Raw genomic sequence first — 17,535 nt, forward strand, 5'->3', positions numbered from 1 at the left:
CGAGACCCAAAACCTGCCAGCAGCTTGACGCGGGACAGTCGGCGCCTGCGCTGGAGAAGTACTGGCGCGCCACCCATGGGCGGGCGTACCCGTGGTTCGTCGCCGAGGGACTATCGTCGCGGGTCCCGAAGGAGGCCTGCCGTGCGTTGGCCGCCGCGTTGTCGAATTGGGCAGCGTCCAGGACCGGGCAGCGCAAGGGCAGGCGTGTCGGGTTCCCGCGGTTCCGACGTCGCAAGAACGGGTCGAGGTTTCGGATGGACGCCGATCGCGCCCGCCCGGTCGATGTCAGGCATGTGCGTATCCCTGCCGTAGGGATGGTGAGGGCGCTTGAGGACATGTCCTGGCTCACGGACCGGATCGCCGACGGGAGGGCACGGGTGCTCGGATCCCGGGTCGAGGCGCGGGCCGGGCGGTGGTGGATCAGTTTTCAGGTCGATGTGGACCGCGCCGACATCGACGCCCGCCGTGTCGCACCTGTCCACGGTCCGGTGGTCGGGATCGACCTCGGGATCACGACGTTCGCGACGATCGCAGCCGACGACGGGACCGTGACCAAGGTTGCCAACCCGCGTCACCTCGGGCGGCGCCTGCATCGACTGCGGCGGGCGGACAAGGCCCTGGCTCGTGCGCAACCTGGTTCGAAGAACCGCGCGAAGGCCGCACGGCGGGTCGCGGAGGTCCACCTGGGAGTCTCCAACGCGCGCGCCGATTTCCTGCACCAGCTCACGACGTCGTTGACGAGATGCAACTCGACGATCGTCGTGGAAGACTTGTCCGTCGCTGGCATGATCAGGAACCGGAGCCTGGCCCGGCATATCGTCGACGCGGGCTGGTCTGAGTTCCGCCGCCAGCTGACCTACAAGGCCGCCTGGTACGGCGCCCGGCTCGTGGTGGCGGATCGCTGGTACCCCTCCACCCGCACCTGCACGACCTGTGGGGACATCAATCACGACCTGAGACTGGCGGACCGAACCTGGACCTGCCACTGCGGCGCGGTCCACGATCGCGATGGCACGGCTGCCATCAATCTCCTACGGCTTGCTGTCTGAGAACGGCTGGTCGCCGGGCAGTTCCCCGGAGACCCAAAACGCCTGTCGAGACCACGTGAGACCCCACCACGGTGAGGCAGAGGTCAATGAAGCAGGAAGAGAATCACGTAGATTACTCGAACGGTGAATAATCTCCGGGTGCCCCGCGTTGGCGCACGAGGGCCTGAACTCGGGCCCGCGAACCACCCGCAGTCGAGAGGGCAACCTGAACTGATGAATGACGTGCTGTACGTGAACGGCGGGACCCCGCTGGACGGGACGATCACCGTGCGGGGCGCGAAGAACTTCGTGTCCAAGGCGATGGTGGCGTCGTTGCTGGGCGAGTCGCCGAGCGTGCTGCGCAACGTGCCGCAGATCCGCGACGTGGGCGTCGTGACGGGACTGCTCGAGCTGCACGGCGTGGCCGTGAAGTCGGACCCGGACGCCGGCGTCCTCGACCTCGACCCCTCCAACGTCGAGTCCGCGCACGTCGCGGACATCGACGCCCACGCGGGCTCGAGCCGCATCCCGATCCTCTTCTGCGGGCCGCTGCTGCACCGCCTCGGCGAGGCGTTCATCCCCGACCTCGGTGGCTGCCGGATCGGCGACCGTCCCATCAACTACCACCTCGACATCCTGCGCCAGTTCGGCGCCGTCGTGGACAAGCGCGAGAACGGCATCCACATCCGCGCCCCGCGCCGCCTCCAGGGCACCAAGATCGCGCTGCCCTACCCGTCGGTCGGCGCGACGGAGCAGCTCCTGCTCACCGCCGTGCGCGCCGAGGGCATCACCGAGCTCTCCAACGCGGCGATCGAGCCCGAGATCATGGACCTCATCGCCGTCCTGCAGAAGATGGGCGCGATCATCTCGGTCGACACGGACCGCGTGATCCGCATCGAGGGCGTCGACCGCCTCGACGGGTACACGCACACCGCGCTCGGCGACCGCATCGAGGCGGCGTCGTGGGCGTCGGCCGCGCTCGCGACCGGGGGCGACATCACCGTCAAGGGCGCGACGCAGCCCGAGATGATGACGTTCCTCAACACGTTCCGGAAGGTCGGTGGCCGGTTCGACGTGCAGGACGACGGCATCCGGTTCTGGCACCCGGGCGGGGACCTGTCGCCCATCGTGCTCGAGACCGACGTGCACCCCGGCTTCATGACGGACTGGCAGCAGCCGCTCGTCGTCGCGCTCACGCAGGCCAAGGGCCTGTCGATCGTCCACGAGACGGTCTACGAGAACCGCTTCGGGTTCACCGACGCGCTGCGCGGCATGGGCGCGACCATCCAGGTCTACAAGGAGTGCCTCGGCGGGCGCGACTGCCGGTTCGGGCAGCGCAACTTCCACCACTCCGCCGTCGTCTCCGGCCCGACGCCGCTCTCCGCGGCCGACATCGAGGTCCCCGACCTGCGCGGCGGCTTCTCCCACCTCATCGCCGCGCTCGCGGCCAAGGGCACGTCCACGGTGCGCGGCATCAGCCTCATCGACCGCGGCTACGAGAGCTTCCAGGACAAGCTCGTGGCGCTCGGCGCCGACGTCAGCCGCGACTGACCCGCGCCGCCGCACCTCATGACGCCTGTCACGCCCCGCGGACCGCGGGGCGTGACAGGCTGGGGACCGTGAGCAGGCCCCGCACGTTCCTCGAGTCGTGGTCGCGTCGTTCCGCGCCCGAGCGGTTCGACACGTACACGCGCGGCTCGCTCTACTTCCTGTCCGCGTTCGAGCCCTTCTTCGCGCTGTCGATCCTGGGCGCCGACCCGACGTTCGACCGCGACCTCGTCCTGCCGTGGCTCCTGGTCGTCGTGGCCCACACGACCGCGTGCGTCGCGCTGCTGCGCGCCGGGATCTCGCAGTTCCTCGGGGGACCGCCCGTGCGGCCGTGGCTGGGCACGGCGGCCGTCGTGCTGACGGTCGCGCTCGTGGTCGTCGCCGTCCCGACGTTCCCCGTCGGCGACGGTGACGAGGGCGCGGTCGCCGGGCGGTTCTTCGCCGTCCTCCTCGGCGTCATGCCGCTCCTTGCCGCGGCGTCGCCGCTGCTGCTCTTCCGGCACCTGCTCCTCGCGGTCCTCGGCGCGACCCTGTTCACGGTGGGCGCGACCGTCGCGACGGCCGCGGCGGGCGGCACGGACCCGTCGCGCACGTCCACGCTCGCGAGGGTCGCCGTCTCCATGGGTCTGGCGACGTTCTTCATGGCGGTCGGGATCGTCGGGTCCTACCGGGTCTCCATCTGGATGCTCGGCGTCGTGTGGGAGCAGGACCGCACGCGCGTCCTGCACGCGCGCCTCGCCGTCGCCGAGGAACGGCTCCGGTTCTCTCGCGACCTGCACGACGTGTTCGGCCGGACGCTCTCCGTCGTCGCCGTGAAGAGCGAGCTCGCCGCCGAGCTCGCGGCCCGTGGCCGGCCGGGGGCCGAGGAGCAGATGCTCGAGGTGCGCCGGATCGCGCAGGACGCGCTGCGCGAGGTGCGCGCCGTCGTCGCCGGGTACCGCAGCGCCAACCTGGGCGCCGAGCTCGCGGGCGCGCGCTCCGTCCTGCGCTCCGCCGGCATCACGACCACCGTGCACGGCGACGAGACGCCCGTCGGGCAGGAGGCGCAGGAGGCGCTCGCCTGGGCGGTGCGCGAGGCCGTGACGAACGTCGTGCGGCACTCGACCGCCACCACGTGCGTCATCACCGTCCACCGCGACGGCGGGTCGAGCGTCGTCGAGGTCGTCAACGACGGCGTGCCCGCCACGGCGCGCGCGGGCCGGGGATCCGGCCTCGTCGGCCTCGCCGAGCGGCTCGAGGGCGCGGGCGGTGCGCTCGAGACCTGGGTCGACGACCGGCGCTTCGGCCTCGTGGCGCGCGTGCCCGACCCCCGCCCCGACCGCCCGTCCACCCAGCCCGAGAGGACCGCCTCCGCGTGATCCGCATCCTGCTCGCCGACGACGAGAACCTCATCCGCGACGCCGTCGCGTCGCTCCTCGCGCTCGAGGACGACCTCGACGTCGTCGCCCAGGCGGCGTCGGGACCCGAGGCCGTCGCGGCGGCGCTCAAGCTCGCGCCGGACGTCGCGGTGCTCGACCTCCAGATGCCCGGGCTCGACGGGGTCGAGGTCGCGCAGCAGCTCGCTCGAGACCTGCCGGGGTGCGGGGTCGTCATCGTCACGAGCCACGGCCGCCCCGGCTACCTCAAGCGCGCGCTCGAGGCGGGCGCGCGCGGGTTCCTGCCCAAGACGGTCTCGGCGCGCGTGCTCGCCGACGTCGTGCGCCAGGTGCACGACGGCGGCCGGTACGTCGACCCGGAGCTCGCCGTCGAGGCGATCGCGGCGGGGGCGAGCCCGCTCACGCCGCGCGAGGCCGACGTGCTCGAGCTCGCCGCGGACGGCGCCCCCGTCGAGGAGATCGCCGCGCGCGCCCACCTCGCCCCCGGCACCGTCCGCAACTACCTGTCGTCGGCGGCGGCGAAGCTCGGGGCGGCCAACCGTCACGAGGCCGCGCACGCCGCGCGGCGGCACGGCTGGATCTGACGGCGGGCTGCGCCCGGTAGGCTCGGGGATCGTGCCGAGCCTTCCCCCGACCCCGCGCGCGTACAAGATCCTCGCGTTCTTCCTGCGCCCGATCCTCTTCGCGATCACCCGCCGCGACTGGCGGGGCGCCGAGAACCTGCCCGCACGCGGCTTCATCGCCGCCGCGAACCACGTCACCGAGGTCGACCCCGTGACGCTGGCGCACTTCCTCTACGACCAGGGCCGGGCACCGAAGATCACGGCGAAGGCGTCGCTCTTCTCGGTCCCCGTCCTCGGCGGCATCCTGCGCCGCACGGGCATGATCCCGGTGCACCGCGGGACGGCCGGCGCGGCGCAGTCGCTCGTGGACGCCACGGCGCGCCTGGACGAGGGGGAGTGCGTCGTGTTCTTCCCCGAGGGGACGCTCACGCGGGACCCGGACGGCTGGCCGATGGTCGGCAAGACCGGCGCCGCGCGCCTCGCGCTGGCCAGCCGCGCGCCCGTCGTGCCGATCGCGCAGTGGGGTGCCGAGCAGCTGCTCGCGCCCTACGGGAAGGTCTTCAAGCCGATCCCGCCGAAGCACGTCGCCGTGCACGCGGGACCGCCCGTCGACCTGTCCGACCTGTACGACCGCCCGCTGGACACCGCGACGCTGCGCGAGGCGACCGAGCGCATCATGGCGGCGATCACGCGCCAGCTCGAGGAGATCCGCGGGGCCCAGGCGCCCGCCGAGCGCTTCGACATGCGCAAGAACCCGGGCTCGGAGGGCCGCCGATGAGCGGGGACCAGACCGTCGAGATCAGCCCCGTGCCGCTCGGCGCCGACGACGCCCCCGCCGCCGAGCGCGTCGTCGCCGCCGTGCTCGGGTCGGGGAGCTGGGGCACGACGTTCGCCGCCGTGCTCGCCGACGCCGGCTGCGAGGTGCGCCTCTGGGGCCGCGACCCCGAGGTCGCCGCGCAGGTGAACTTCTCCCGTCGCAACGAGAAGCGGCTTCCGGGGATCGAGCTGCCCGCGGGCATCCGCGCCACGACCGACGCGCGTGACGCGCTCGCCGGGGCGGGCCTCGTCGTCGTCGCGATCCCCTCGCAGGTCGCGCGCGCGACGCTCGCGGAGCTCCGGCCGCACCTCGCGCCGGACGCCGTCGCCGTGTCGCTCATGAAGGGCGTCGAGCTCAGCACCGACCGCCGCATGAGCGAGGTCGTCATGGAGGCCCTCGACCTGCCCGCCGAGCGCGTCGCGGTCGTCTCCGGCCCGAACCTGGCTCGCGAGATCGCGCACCGGCAGCCCACGGCGACCGTCGTCTCGTGCGTCGACGAGGAGACCGCGCGCTACGTGGCGCGCGCGTGCTCGTCGTCGTACTTCCGCCCGTACACGAACCGCGACGTCGTCGGGGTCGAGCTGTGCGGCGCGGTGAAGAACGTCATCGCGCTCGCCGTCGGCATCGCGCAGGGCCGCGGGTTCGGGTACAACACCACGGCGACGGTCATCACGCGCGGTCTCGTCGAGATCACGCGCCTCGGGCTCGCGCTGGGCGCCGACGCCGAGACGTTCCCGGGCCTCGCGGGCATGGGCGACCTCGTCGCGACGTGCTCGTCGCCGCTGTCCCGCAACCACACGCTCGGCAAGCACGTCGGCCAGGGGCTGAGCCTCGACGACGCGATCGCCGCGACCGGGGGCACCGCCGAGGGCGTGAAGTCCTGCCGCTCGGTGCTCGAGCTCGCGCAGAAGGTGGGCGTCGAGATGCCCATCACGGCCGGTGTGGTCGCCGTGCTGCACGAGGGCATGCCCGTCGACGAGATGGCGCGCGGCCTGCTCGCCCGGCCGCAGAAGGCCGAGGGCATCTCCGCGGAGCGCTGAGCGCTCAGCCGTCGTCGCGGACGTCGACCACGACGCGCGTCGGGTCCTCGAGCGCGAACACGCGGAACGGGCGCCGTTCGTCGTCGACGCCGACGAACGCCTGCGTGTACCCCTCGAACACCCCGAGCAGGCGGACCTCCTCGACCTCGCCGTCGTCACCCGCACGCACGGGGTTGGGGCCCGCGTACTCCTCGACGCCGGTGTCCATCGGGTACCCCGAGCCGGAGATCATGACCTGGAGGTACGCGTCGCCGTCCACCGCGACGACGTCGCCCTTGCCGTCGCCGATCGGCTGGTCCACGTACTCGACGCGCCACCCCGGGGTGCCCGTCCCGCCGAGCTCGAGGACCACGCGGTCGAACCCGTCGTGGTGCCCCACGCGCACGTCGGTCACGGTGAGGGCGGCGTCCGCCGACGGGTCGGCGGTGTCGGGCTCGGTGTTCGCGGGGAACGGCACGGGTGCCTCGGTCGCGTCGTCGGACGGCGTCGACGCGTCGTCGGTGGGGCTCTCGTCCGCCGTGCCCGAGTCCGACGGCGTCGGGTCGGGCGCGTCGCTCGTCGCGCTCCCCGACGGCGAGGGCGGGTCGTCCGACCCGCCCTGCGTGCAGGCGGCGAGCGCGAGGGCGAGGACGGCCGCGGACGCGGCGCCGACCCGGCGCGCCGCGGGCACGACCGGGTGCCGCCGTCGTCCGCCGTCGCCCCTGCGCACCGCTCGTCGAGTCGTCATGCGTCGATCCTAGAAACCGCAGGTCACGCTCGCGCGGCGGCCCGGGCACGGTCCGGTCCCGGTCGGGTCACGACGCGGTCTCGGCGGTCGTGCGGGCCTGCTGCGAGCGCACGGGCCGCCGGGCACCGATGCCGGGACCGCGTCGCCGCCCGCGCGCTGGGCGACCCCACGGGGTAGCGCGTCAGCCGGCCGCGGCGCGCAGCGCCCGGTCGAGGTCGCGCCACAGGTCCTCGACGTCCTCGATGCCGACGGACAGGCGCAGGAGGTCCTCGGGCACGGTCGGCGACTCGGTCGCGAACCGGCGACGGCGCTCCAGGCTCGACTCCACGCCCCCGAGGCTCGTCGCCGGCACCCACAGCCGCACCGCCCCCACGACGGCGTCGGCACCGGCCGCACCGCCGCGCGGGCGCACCCCGAGGATCGACCCGTAGCCCGTCATGAGGCGCGTCGCGCGCTCGTGGCCGGGGTCGCTCGGCAGGCTCGGGTGGCGGACCTCGACGACGTCGGGATGGTCGGCGAGGCGTCGTGCGAGCTCGGTGGCGCTCGCCTGCGCGCGGTCGACGCGCAGCGCGAGCGTGCGCAGGCCGCGCAGGGCGAGCCACACCTCGAACGGGCCCGGGATCGAGCCGTGCAGGGTCCGGTAGGCGCGCAGCGCCGCGGTGAGCTCGGGCGTGCGGGCGACCGCCGCGCCGAGCACGACGTCCGAGTGCCCGGCGAGGTACTTCGTCACCGAGTGCACGACGACGTCCGCGCCGTGGTCGAGCGGGCGCTGGCCGAGCGGCGTCGCGAACGTGTTGTCGACGGCGGTCAGCACGCCCCGCTCGCGCGCGGCCGCGAGGAGGACCGGCAGGTCCGCGACCTCCAGCATGGGGTTCGTCGGCGACTCGACGAGCAGGAGGGACGCACCGTCGAGCGCGGCGACCACCTGGTCCGTGTCGGCGACGTCGACGCGCACGACCCGCACGCCCGCGCGCGTCGCGAGGTCGTCCGCGAACCCCAGCGTCACCTGGTACGCGTGGCGCGGGAGCACGACGGTCCCGCCCGCGGGCACGAACGAGAACACGGCCGCGATCGCCGCCATCCCGGAGCCGAACGCCACGCCCGGGTGCTCGCCGCCCTCGAGCGCGGCCAGCGCCTCCTCGAACGGGTGCCACGTCTCGGTGTCCATCCGCGTGTACAGGAGCTCACCCGGTTGCTGTACACCCTGCGAGACGTACGTCGAGGACAGCACGATCGGGGGGTTCACGGGCGCGCCCTGCGCCCGTGGGGGCCGTCCGGCGGCGACGGCGACGGTCGCGGGCGAGAGGGCGTCGGGGGCGGTCGCGTCGGTCATGGCGGCAGCGTACGCCCGCGCCCGAGACGAGTGCCCCGGGCGACCGCCCACTGACCCCGGACCTGGCGACCGTGCCGGCCGAACATGTGGTTCTGGCCCGTCCCGCCGCCGGGACGGGCCAGAACCGCATGCTCGGCGCGGTGGCCCGTCAGTCGAGCGGGCCCAGGAGGGACTGCGCGACGGTCGAGTGGGCGGACTCGTCGTCGGACGGGTGGAAGATCCCCGCGAGCACGTCGCGGTACAGCCGGCCCAGCTCGTTGCCGGAGAAGTAGCTGGACCCGCCCGCGACGCGGACCGCCTGGTCGACGACGGTCTTCGCCGTCTCCGTCGCGCGCACCTTGAGGCCCGCGGTCGCGCGGAACCAGCCCGCGCCCCGGTCGACCAGCGCGTCGAGCTCGCCCGCGACCGTGTCGATCTGCGGCCAGACGGCGTCGAGCGCGAGCGCGGCGTCCGCGAGGCGCCAGCGGATGTCCGGGTCCTGGGAGAGCGGCGCCCCGTCGTTCTTCATCGACGTGCGGCGGCGCGCGGCCGCGACGGCGAGCTCGAGCGCACGCTCGGCGATGCCCGTGTACACCGACGCGAGCAGGGTCTCGAACGTCGTGAAGATCCCGACGACGAGCGGGTCGAGCGTCGGCCCGGGTGCGAGGCGCCGCACGACGCGGTCGGCGGGGGCGTGCGCGCCGTCGAGCACGGTCGAGCGGGACTGGGACGCGCGCATCCCCATCGTGTCCCAGTCGTCGAGCACCTCGACCCCGGCGTCCCGGGTGACGAACGCGTGCACGAGGCGCGGGGCGTCGTCGGACGTCGAGTCGAGCCCGAGGACGCCGAGGCGCGTCCACGCGGGCGAGTTCGAGGTGAAGATCTTGCGGCCGTGGAACGTGTAGCCGCCCGCGCCGTCGGGCCGCGCCTCGGTGCGCGAGCCGAGCAGCACGAGGTCGTTGCCGCCCTCGGAGTAGCCGAACCCGAACACCTCGCCGCGCCCGGCCTCCTCGAGCAGCCAGTCGAGCGAGGAGTCCCCGCGCTCGTGCAGGTAGCGCGCGACACCCGTCCACACGTGGTGCATGTTGACCGCCAGAGCCGTCGCGGGCGCCGCGCCCGCGAGGCGCGCCTGCTCGTGCGCGACCTCGCGCAGCCCGAGACCGGCGCCGCCGAACGACTCCGGGACGAGCGCGCGCGGGTAGCCGGCCCGGGTGAGGGCGTCGAGGTCCTCGGTGAAGAACGCGTTGTCGCGGTCGTAGCCGGCCGCGCGACCGCGGATCTCGTCCAGGAGGTCGTCGGCGAGGAGAGTGCGGGCGGCGGGGAAGGGTGCGGCGAAGGGCGCCGGGGACGGGACGGGCGTGGACATGGCCTGCCTTCGGTCGGACGGACGGCTCGGGCCCCGGCGACCGAGGTCGCCGGGGCCCGTCCACCGTACGCCGGTCGGTCAGCCGACGAGGGCCGCCGAGGGCTCGTCGGGGTGCGGCAGGATGCGGCGCAGCACGTCCGCGAGCGTGACGACGCCGACGAACCGCTCGCCGTCCATGACGACCGCGAGCTGCTCGCTCGACTCGCGCATGCGCGCGAGCGCGGCGTGCACGGTCGTGCCCGAGGGGAGCACGAAGCCCGGGCGCGCGAGGTCGCGCGCGGGGCGGTCGTCCGGCTCGAGCAGCGTGTCGCGCACGTGCACGACCTTCGGCACGACGCTCCCGTTCTGCACGAGGATGCGCAGGTGCCCGGACCGGGCGGACGCGGCGCGCACGTCGGCGGCCGTGGCCGTGGACGGCACGGACGTGGGGTGCGCGCCCGCCGGCACGAGCGCGTCGACGGTGAGCGTCTCGAGCTCGATGACGCCCGAGATCTGGGCCCGGTAGGACGCCTCGAGCGCACCGACGTTCGCCGAGTGCTCCACGAGGTGGCGCAGGGTCGCGGCGTCCTGCCCGCCGCCCTCGACGTGCTCGACCGGCTCGACGCCCACGGCGCGCACGCAGCGGTTGGCGAGCGAGTTGAGCCAGCGCAGGAGCGGTCGGGACGCGGCCATGAAGCCGCGCATGGGCAGGGCGAGCAGCGTCGCCGAGCGCTCGGGGTGGGCGATCGCCCACGACTTCGGCGCCATCTCGCCGACGACGAGGTGCAGGAAGGTGACGATCACGAGCGCGAGCACGAAGCCCGCGACGTCGGCGGCCCACAAGGGTGCGCCCCACGTCTCGAGGACGGGCGTGATCCAGTGGTGCACGGCGGGCTTGGTGATGGCGCCGAGCGCGAGCGTGCACGCGGTGATGCCGAGCTGCGCGCCCGCCATGAGGAGCGTGAGCTCGTTCGAGCTGCGCAGCGCGGCGCGCGCGGCGCGGCTCCGGGGGGCGGCGTCCTCGAGGCGGTGCCGCTTGGCGCCGAGGAGCGCGAACTCCACGGCGACGAAGAACGCGCTGAGCGCGATGATGACGACGGTCGCCACGACGACGACCCAGGGGCTGCTCATCGGGTCTCCTCCGTCGCGTCGGTCGGGTCGGGGGCGTCGGCGTGGGGGACGTCGCCGCGCTGCTCGACGAGGCGCACGCGCACGAGGCGCGGCACGTGCCGCTCGACGGACAGGACGTCGACGACGAGCGCGCGGTGCACGGGCTCGTCGTGGACGAGGTCGGCCGGGTCGTCGGGCAGGGGCACCTCGACCGTGTCGCCCGCGCGCGGCAGGGCGCCGTGCTGGGAGATGAGGAGGCCCGAGACCGTCTCGTGGTCGCCGCGCGGCAGGTCGTGCCCGATCGCGCGCTCGGCCTCGTCGAGGTGGACGTCGCCGCCCATGACCCACACGCCGTCGGCCTCGGCCGTGACCGTGACCGGCTGCTCGGGGTCGTGCTCGTCGGTGATCTCGCCCACGAGCTCCTCGGCGAGGTCCTCGACGGTGAGCACGCCGGTGAAGCCGCCGTACTCGTCGATGACGCACGCCAGCTGGTTGCGCGTGGCGTTGAGCTGCGCGAGCGCGTCGGGCAGCGTCATGAGCGTGGGCAGCACGACGGCGGGCCGCATGATCGCGGTCACGGGGGCGTCGTCGGGCAGGTCGGTCGCGAGGACGTCGGCGAGCTGGACGACGCCGAGCGGCTGGTCCGTGTCGTCGACCACGGGGTAGCGCGTGTGCGCGCGGGCCATGAGCCCACGGACCTCGGCGACCGTCGCCTCGGGCCGGACGGTGCCCACGCGCGAGCGCGGGATCATCGCGTGCTCGACGTCGCGCTGCGGGAAGTCCAGCACGCGGTCGAGGAGCACGGAGAGCTCGTCGGGCAGGTCCCCGCTCTCGCGCGAGTCGGCCACGATGTGCTCGAGGTCGCGCGCCGTGGCGGTGGTGTCGACGTCGTGGACGGGCTCGATCCGCAGCATCCGCAGCAACGCGTTGGACGCCTTGTCGAACACCGCGATGAGCCAGCCGAACACCGTGAGGTAGGCGGTCGTGGACCGCGCCAGGCCCTTCGCGAGCGGCTCGGGGCGCGCGATGGCGAGGTTCTTGGGGAACAGCTCGCCGAACAGCATCTGGACGATGGTCGACAGCACGAGCGCCAGGACGGTGCCGATCGCGACGCCTGCGCCCGCCGGGACGCCCAGGCCGCCGAGCAGGGTGCCCAGCGACTCGCCGATGAGGGGCTCGGCCACGTAGCCGACGAGCAGTCCCGTCACGGTGATGCCGAGCTGTGCCCCGGACAGGACGAAGGAGGTGCGCCGGGTGACGGCGAGCGCGCGCCGGGCCGACTCGTCGCCGGCCTCCGCCTTCGCTCCCAGACGGGAGCGGTCGACGGTCATGTAGGCGAACTCCTGGGCGACGAAGTAGGCCGTCGCCGCCGTGATCGCGAGGACCACGAGGAGGCCGAGCAGGAGGGACAGGACCGTCGTCATCGTGCCCGCACCGCCCTCCGGTCGCCGGTGACGCGCAGGTGCGTCCGCCGGGTGCCGGGGCCGGTGCGGCCGGGACTATGGTCGGGGTCGTCGGCCGCGGGGGCCTCGAGAGTCGTGTCTTCCACGGCACTCCCAACGCGGCGGCGCGCGCGATCGTTCCCGTGGCGGTCGTCACGGGCCTGCCAGGGCGGTCCTCAGGAGCCCGCACGCGCGCGTCCGCGCGGTCCTGCGTCCGGTAGGGTCGTCCGCGATGTCCAGCCAGAGCCCCGACCGGTCCGTGCCGTCCACCGACGAGCGCCCGACCGGTACGCCCCGCAAGCCCCGCGTCCTCGTCCTGTTCGGGGGCCGCTCGGGCGAGCACGCCATCTCCGCCGCGACGGCGGCGGGCGTCCTGCGCGCGATCGACCGGTCGCGCTACGACGTCGTGCCCGTCGGGATCACGCCGTCGGGGGAGTGGGTCCTCGCCGCCGACGAGCCGGCGCGCTGGGAGATCACCGCGGGCCGGCTGCCGCAGGTCGAGGCCACGGGCGAGGAGGTCATCCTCCCGTTGTCGACCGGTCGCCGGGACCTGCGCGTCCTCGCGCCGGGCGAGGTGCCGCGCGTGCTCGGCGAGGTGGACGTCGTCTTCCCGCTCCTGCACGGGCCGTACGGCGAGGACGGCACGCTCCAGGGCATGCTCGAGCTCGCCGACGTGCGCTACGTCGGCGCGGGCGTGCTCGCGTCCGCGGTCGGCATGGACAAGCACTTCATGAAGCTCGTGCTCGCGGGCGAGGGGCTGCCGATCGCCCCGTACACCGTCATCAAGCCGGGCGCGTTCGAGCGCGACCCCGAGGCGTGGACCCAGACCGTGGCCGCGCTCGGCCTGCCCGTGTTCGTCAAGCCGGCGCGCGCCGGGTCGAGCCTCGGGATCTCCAAGGTCGACGACCTCGCGGACCTCCCCGCGGCCATCGCCGCCGCGCAGGAGCACGACCCCAAGGTCGTCGTCGAGGCGGGCGTCGTGGGCCGCGAGATCGAGTGCGCGGTGCTCGGCGGGCGCGGCGGGGAGCGCCCGCGCGCGTCGCTGCCGGGCGAGATCGTCGTCACCGGCGAGACCCACGACTTCTACGACTTCGAGGCCAAGTACCTCGACGAGGCCGGGGTCGAGCTGTCGTGCCCCGCCGACCTGCCCGAGCACCTCGTCGAGCGCGTGCGCGAGATCGCAATCCGTACGTTCGAGGCCGTCGGCGCCGAGGGGCTCTCCCGCGTCGACGTGTTCGTCACGCCCGACGAGCAGGTCGTCGTCAACGAGATCAACACCATGCCGGGCTTCACGCCCTACTCGATGTACCCGCGCATGTGGGAGAAGTCCGGGCTGAGCTACCCCGAGCTCATCGACGAGCTCGTCGCGCTCGCGCTCGAGCGGCCCACCGGCCTGCGCTGAGCCGCCCGGCTCAGCCCAGGTCGCCCGTGCCGACGCACGCGCGCGTCTGCGGGACCTCCATGACGGCGCGCCCGAGGTCCGCGACGAACGACGTGGAGTGCTGCTCCGTCACGGCCGGGGGCACCACGACCTGCACCGCGGGGTCGCGCCCGTAGGTCGTGAAGGTCCACGTGCCGTCCTCCTCGACGACGAGCCAGTCCACCGTGCCGCCGTCGGACTCGACGCTCTGGCACGCCGTCGTCGTGGGCCCGGGCACCTCGACGCCGCACCGCAGCGTCACCGCCGCGCCCGGCTCGCCCCACGCGGCCGTGGCCTGGCTCGTCGTCCCGACCTGCGGCAGGTCCTCGCCGAGCGACTCCGGCAGCGCGAGCACGACGTCCGCGCACAGCGGGTTCGCCGCGTCGTCCGCGACCGGGACGCCGATGCGCGGCGCGCACGCGGCGGTCGCGGCGACGGTACCGAGGAGCGCGGGCACCGCGAGCACGCGGACGAGGGGCCGTCGGGACGCGCGGCGGGCCCGGGGCGACCTCGGGCGGGCGGAGGTGGGACGGGGAGGGACGACGTCGAGCACGCGACCACCGTAGCGGCCCCCGGACGGTGCCCGTGACCGGCCGGGCGGCGGCTAGGGTGGCCGCGTGAGCGAGACGCCCCTGCTGGTCCGCGACGTGCCCGAGGAGGCGCTCCTCGCCCGGATCTTCCCTCTGCTGCCCACCGCGCCGACCACGCTCGTCGGCCCCGGCGACGACTGCGCCGTCGTCGCGGCGCCCGACGGGCGCTACGTCGTCTCGACCGACGTGCTCGTCGAGGACCGGCACTTCCGCCGCCGCTGGTCGTCCGGGTACGACGTCGGGTGGCGGGCCGCGGTGCAGAACCTCGCCGACGTGGTCTCCATGGGTGCGCGCCCCGCGGCCCTCGTCGTCTCGCTCGTCATGCCGGGCGACCTGCCCGTCGACTGGGTCACGGGCCTCGCGCGCGGGCTCGCGGACGCCTGCACGCCCCTGGGCGCGGCGGTCGTCGGCGGGGACCTGTCCGGGGGAGACCAGGTCGTCGTCGCGGTGACCGTCCACGGCGACCTCGAGGGTCGCGCCCCCGTGCTGCGCTCCGGTGCGCGCCCCGGGGACGTCGTGGCGCTCGCCGGATCCCTCGGCCGGTCCGCCGCGGGGCTCGCGCTGCTCGACGCGGGCCGCGGCGACGTCGACGACACGCTCGTCGCCGCCTACCTGCGGCCCGACCCGCCGCTCGCGGCCGGCCCGGTCGCGGCCGACGCCGGGGCGAGCGCGATGATGGACGTCTCGGACGGGCTGCTGCGCGACGCGGGCCGGATCGCCCGCGCGAGCGGCGCCGTCCTGGACCTGGCGCCCGCGACGCTCGGCGCCGACCGCGACCGGCTGCGAGCGGCCGCCGGTGCGCTCGCGAGGCACGCCGGCGCCGCGGGTGACGTGGACGACGCGCCCGGGGCGAGGGCTGCCGGAGACCGGGCCGAGGGCTGGGTGCTGTCCGGCGGCGAGGACCACGCGCTGCTCGCGACCTTCCCCGCGGACGCCACGCTGCCGGCGGGGTTCCGGGCGATCGGCGTCGTGCGCCCTGCGGACGACGACGGCGCGGGCGTGCGCCTCGACGGCGCGGTGCCGCACCGGGCGCCCGGGTGGGACCACTTCCGCGCCTGAGGCGCGGGACTCAGCTCCGGCGGTAGCGGACCGCGGTGAGGTCCTTGCCGCCGATGTCGTCGCGGCGCTCGACGCCGTCGGGGACGAAGCCGTGGCGGCGGTAGAACCGGCGCGCGCGCTCCGCGTCCTCGAGGACCCACAGCGTCACGGTCGTGCCCGGGGGAACCTCGCCGAGCATCGTGCGCATGAGGTCGCGCGCGACGCCGCGCCCCCACGACTCCGGGTCGAGGTAGATGGCGTAGATCTCCAGGTCGCCCGGCTCGGCGTCCTCGTCGCGGCTCGGGCCGAGCGTGGCGAAGCCGATCGTGCGGCCGTCGGCGTCGGCGAGCCACGTGCGGGCGCCAGGGGTCGACAGGCTCTGCACCCAGTGCTTCTCGCGCTGGTCGTGGTCGAGCGAGGCCAGGTACTCGTCGGGCACGATGCCCGCGTACGCGCCCCGCCACGACGCGATGTGCACGGCCGCGATGGCGCTCGCGTCCGCGGGACCGGCCGGGCGGATCGTTACCTCGCTCAGTTCCGTCACCATGGACAAAGACTGCCACCGCGCCCGGGATCCACCAAACCGGTTTGTCCTGATCTCCAGGAGATCTCCGCAAGCCGACGGTCGTGCCGCGCGCGTCGGTCGACCGCCACGTCACCGGTCCACGAGGCTCACGACGGCCCCGCGCGGCCCCCCGCACGCGGTTCCGTGCGGGTGGGCGACGACCCGATAGTCCGGCTCGACGGCGCGCTCGGACACGACGGTCCCCGCGGCGTCGAGGACGCGCACCTCGACCAGGTCGGGGGTGTTGACCGACGCGAACCAGCGCGGCCCGGACGGGTCCTCGTCCTCGCCGAGCCCGCAGTCCGGCTCGGCGTCGGGGCAGCTCACCTCGACCGCGTGCGCGTCTCGGTCGGGCCAGCCGTCGAAGAGCCGCACCTCGAGCGTCGTCCCGTACCCGACGGCGGGGCAGGTCCCGCCGGCCGAGCAGCCCGAGCCCAGGGCCGCGAGCGTCGCGGCGAGCACCGCCGCGACCGCCCCTGCTGGTCCTCGCACGACGCCCCCGCTCGCTCCGCCCGGCATCGCCCGGGCCACCGTGGTCACCCTGGCACGCCGCGCACGGTCGCGTCACCCGGGCGCAGACGACGAGAGCGCCTGCCGGACGACCGGCAGACGCTCTCGTGGGAAGTCTCGCGAGACTCAGGCGGGGCGGGTGACCTTCCCGGCCTTGAGGCAGGAGGTGCACACGTTGAGACGCTTGGGCGTCCCCGCGACCACCGCGCGCACGCGCTGGATGTTCGGGTTCCAGCGGCGCTTCGTGCGGATGTGGGAGTGCGAGATGCTGTGCCCGAAGCCCGGGCCCTTGCCGCAGACGTCGCAGTTGGCAGCCACGGTTTCTCCTGATCGTCGTGCACGTCGCGCACGCAGCGGCGACGTCCTGAATGGTCTGTAGGGTGTCTCGCCCGGTGTTCCTCGGCGGCTCCTCGACGGTGTCGAGGGCGCGCGAAGCACCCGGGCAACCTCGTCAGGGTATCCGATCCGGCGGCCCGATCTCAAACCGGCCCGGGTCGGCCCGACCTCGCTCGCCTTCGCATGGACCTCCGCGTGGGCGGCTCGGCCCCGGCACCGCGCTCGGGTGACTACCGTGGTCCCGACGACCCGACCGGTCGTCCGGCCCGTCGACCGTACGACGGGCCGCCCCCGAGCGCGAGGAGCCGGTCCGACGTGAGCCCCGGAGCCGACGTGGTCGACGCCGCGGTCGTCGTCGCGTGGGGCGGGGCGGCGGTGCGCGCCCTCGCGGCCGCGCGCGAGCCGCTCGACCGGGTCAACGTGTTCCCCGTCGCGGACTCCGACACGGGCACGAACATGTACCTCACGCTGCTCGACGCGGTCCGCGCGCTGCCGGCGGGTGGGGCACCGGGCAGCGTGGCCGGGGACCTGCTCGTGCGGCTCGCCCGCGGTGCGCTCGTGGGCGCGCGCGGCAACTCCGGCGTCATCCTCAGCGAGTACCTGCGCGGGCTCGCGCTCGAGCTCGCGGAGCGCCCGGTCGTCCCGGGCGACGCGCTCGCGGCCGGTCTGGACCGCGCCGCGCGCACCGCCCGGGGTGCGGTCGCGCGACCTGCGCCCGGGACGATCCTCACGGCCGCCGACGCCGCCGCGCGCGCCGCGCTCACGGCC

18 protein-coding genes are annotated in these 17,535 nt (G+C 74.6%); 9 read left to right on the top strand and 9 right to left on the bottom strand.

The genetic code is table 11. The annotated features are described in order from the left end of the window. The 6 genes from GJV82_RS17625 to GJV82_RS17650 all read left to right on the top strand — a co-directional run. On the top strand, positions 1–1,049 hold a 1,049-nt coding region (locus tag GJV82_RS17625), incomplete at its 5' end, for an RNA-guided endonuclease InsQ/TnpB family protein (protein ID WP_225873463.1). A 213-nt stretch (positions 1,050–1,262) separates the two neighbouring features. Beyond that, the gene (gene murA, locus GJV82_RS17630; protein WP_115942829.1) at positions 1,263–2,579 is read left to right on the top strand and encodes a UDP-N-acetylglucosamine 1-carboxyvinyltransferase; all 1,317 of its coding nucleotides are present in this window, start codon (positions 1,263–1,265) and stop codon (positions 2,577–2,579) included. A gap of 68 nt (positions 2,580–2,647) precedes the next feature. After that, positions 2,648–3,934: a sensor histidine kinase gene (locus tag GJV82_RS20835; protein ID WP_155100133.1), complete on the top strand. Its 1,287-nt coding sequence runs from the start codon at positions 2,648–2,650 to the stop codon at positions 3,932–3,934. Further along, positions 3,931–4,536 (top strand): response regulator transcription factor, encoded by a 606-nt coding sequence (locus tag GJV82_RS17640; protein WP_318657796.1) that lies wholly within the window; start codon positions 3,931–3,933, stop codon positions 4,534–4,536. The genes GJV82_RS20835 and GJV82_RS17640 overlap by 4 nt, the downstream gene beginning before the upstream one ends. Positions 4,537–4,567: 31 nt before the next feature. Then, on the top strand, positions 4,568–5,293 hold the full coding sequence (locus GJV82_RS17645; RefSeq protein WP_318657797.1) for a lysophospholipid acyltransferase family protein: 726 nt from the start codon (positions 4,568–4,570) through the stop codon (positions 5,291–5,293). Then, complete coding sequence (locus GJV82_RS17650; RefSeq protein ID WP_024840746.1) at positions 5,290–6,372, top strand: NAD(P)H-dependent glycerol-3-phosphate dehydrogenase; 1,083 nt, start codon at positions 5,290–5,292, stop codon at positions 6,370–6,372. The genes GJV82_RS17645 and GJV82_RS17650 overlap by 4 nt, the downstream gene beginning before the upstream one ends. A gap of 4 nt (positions 6,373–6,376) precedes the next feature. On the opposite strand, the gene GJV82_RS17655 is transcribed toward GJV82_RS17650, so the two are convergent. From GJV82_RS17655 to GJV82_RS17675, 5 genes are all read right to left on the bottom strand, one after another. After that, complete coding sequence (locus GJV82_RS17655) at positions 6,377–7,099, bottom strand: AMIN-like domain-containing (lipo)protein (RefSeq protein ID WP_225873464.1); 723 nt, start codon at positions 7,097–7,099, stop codon at positions 6,377–6,379. A gap of 181 nt (positions 7,100–7,280) precedes the next feature. Further along, a complete protein-coding gene (locus GJV82_RS17660) occupies positions 7,281–8,432 on the bottom strand; it encodes a trans-sulfuration enzyme family protein (protein WP_155100135.1) in 1,152 nt (383 codons plus the stop codon). 148 nt (positions 8,433–8,580) lie between these two features. Next, positions 8,581–9,777 carry an acyl-CoA dehydrogenase family protein gene (locus tag GJV82_RS17665; RefSeq protein WP_155100136.1) on the bottom strand — a complete coding sequence of 399 codons (1,197 nt, stop codon included), beginning with the start codon at positions 9,775–9,777 and terminating at the stop codon, positions 8,581–8,583. Positions 9,778–9,855: 78 nt separating this feature from the next. Next, positions 9,856–10,887: a CNNM domain-containing protein gene (locus tag GJV82_RS17670; protein ID WP_155100137.1), complete on the bottom strand. Its 1,032-nt coding sequence runs from the start codon at positions 10,885–10,887 to the stop codon at positions 9,856–9,858. Further along, positions 10,884–12,290, bottom strand: coding sequence for a hemolysin family protein (locus tag GJV82_RS17675; protein WP_155100138.1), 1,407 nt, complete (start codon positions 12,288–12,290; stop codon positions 10,884–10,886). Before GJV82_RS17675 ends, GJV82_RS17670 begins: the two co-directional genes overlap by 4 nt. Before the next feature lie 250 nt (positions 12,291–12,540). On the opposite strand from GJV82_RS17675, the gene GJV82_RS17680 reads away from it, so the two are divergent. Next, on the top strand, positions 12,541–13,710 hold the full coding sequence (locus GJV82_RS17680; protein WP_155100139.1) for a D-alanine--D-alanine ligase family protein: 1,170 nt from the start codon (positions 12,541–12,543) through the stop codon (positions 13,708–13,710). Between the two features lie 10 nt (positions 13,711–13,720). On the opposite strand, the gene GJV82_RS17685 is transcribed toward GJV82_RS17680, so the two are convergent. Then, positions 13,721–14,194, bottom strand: a complete 474-nt coding sequence (locus GJV82_RS17685; protein WP_024840753.1) for a DUF3515 family protein — start codon at positions 14,192–14,194, stop codon at positions 13,721–13,723. Between the two features lie 151 nt (positions 14,195–14,345). On the opposite strand from GJV82_RS17685, the gene GJV82_RS17690 reads away from it, so the two are divergent. Next, positions 14,346–15,377, top strand: coding sequence for a thiamine-phosphate kinase (locus GJV82_RS17690; protein WP_318657798.1), 1,032 nt, complete (start codon positions 14,346–14,348; stop codon positions 15,375–15,377). Between the two features lie 10 nt (positions 15,378–15,387). On the opposite strand, the gene GJV82_RS17695 is transcribed toward GJV82_RS17690, so the two are convergent. The 3 genes from GJV82_RS17695 to rpmB form a co-directional block, all read right to left on the bottom strand. Continuing rightward, positions 15,388–15,903 (bottom strand): GNAT family N-acetyltransferase, encoded by a 516-nt coding sequence (locus tag GJV82_RS17695; RefSeq protein ID WP_024840755.1) that lies wholly within the window; start codon positions 15,901–15,903, stop codon positions 15,388–15,390. 108 nt (positions 15,904–16,011) lie between these two features. Then, positions 16,012–16,413 carry a hypothetical protein gene (locus GJV82_RS17700; RefSeq protein WP_155100140.1) on the bottom strand — a complete coding sequence of 134 codons (402 nt, stop codon included), beginning with the start codon at positions 16,411–16,413 and terminating at the stop codon, positions 16,012–16,014. A 144-nt stretch (positions 16,414–16,557) separates the two neighbouring features. Then, positions 16,558–16,749, bottom strand: a complete 192-nt coding sequence (rpmB, locus tag GJV82_RS17705; protein WP_024840757.1) for a 50S ribosomal protein L28 — start codon at positions 16,747–16,749, stop codon at positions 16,558–16,560. 333 nt (positions 16,750–17,082) lie between these two features. Here rpmB and GJV82_RS17710 point away from each other — a divergent pair. Then, positions 17,083–17,535: DAK2 domain-containing protein (locus tag GJV82_RS17710; RefSeq protein ID WP_318657799.1), on the top strand; the 453-nt coding region annotated here is incomplete at its 3' end.

Origin of the sequence: Cellulosimicrobium composti, from assembly GCF_009711085.1 — a bacterium.
In the GTDB taxonomy this organism is placed as follows: domain Bacteria; phylum Actinomycetota; class Actinomycetes; order Actinomycetales; family Cellulomonadaceae; genus Cellulosimicrobium; species Cellulosimicrobium composti.

Bases quoted from the DNA above. Each gene is read 5' to 3' on its own strand.
- murA (WP_115942829.1), top strand. From the start codon at position 1,263: ATGAATGACGTGCTGTACGTGAACGGCGGGACCCCGCTGGACGGGACG.
- GJV82_RS17650 (WP_024840746.1), top strand. From the start codon at position 5,290: ATGAGCGGGGACCAGACCGTCGAGATCAGCCCCGTGCCGCTCGGCGCC.
- GJV82_RS17655 (WP_225873464.1), bottom strand. From the start codon at position 7,099: ATGACGACTCGACGAGCGGTGCGCAGGGGCGACGGCGGACGACGGCGG.
- GJV82_RS17660 (WP_155100135.1), bottom strand. From the start codon at position 8,432: ATGACCGACGCGACCGCCCCCGACGCCCTCTCGCCCGCGACCGTCGCC.
- GJV82_RS17665 (WP_155100136.1), bottom strand. From the start codon at position 9,777: ATGTCCACGCCCGTCCCGTCCCCGGCGCCCTTCGCCGCACCCTTCCCC.
- GJV82_RS17670 (WP_155100137.1), bottom strand. From the start codon at position 10,887: ATGAGCAGCCCCTGGGTCGTCGTCGTGGCGACCGTCGTCATCATCGCG.
- GJV82_RS17675 (WP_155100138.1), bottom strand. From the start codon at position 12,290: ATGACGACGGTCCTGTCCCTCCTGCTCGGCCTCCTCGTGGTCCTCGCG.
- GJV82_RS17680 (WP_155100139.1), top strand. From the start codon at position 12,541: ATGTCCAGCCAGAGCCCCGACCGGTCCGTGCCGTCCACCGACGAGCGC.
- GJV82_RS17695 (WP_024840755.1), bottom strand. From the start codon at position 15,903: ATGGTGACGGAACTGAGCGAGGTAACGATCCGCCCGGCCGGTCCCGCG.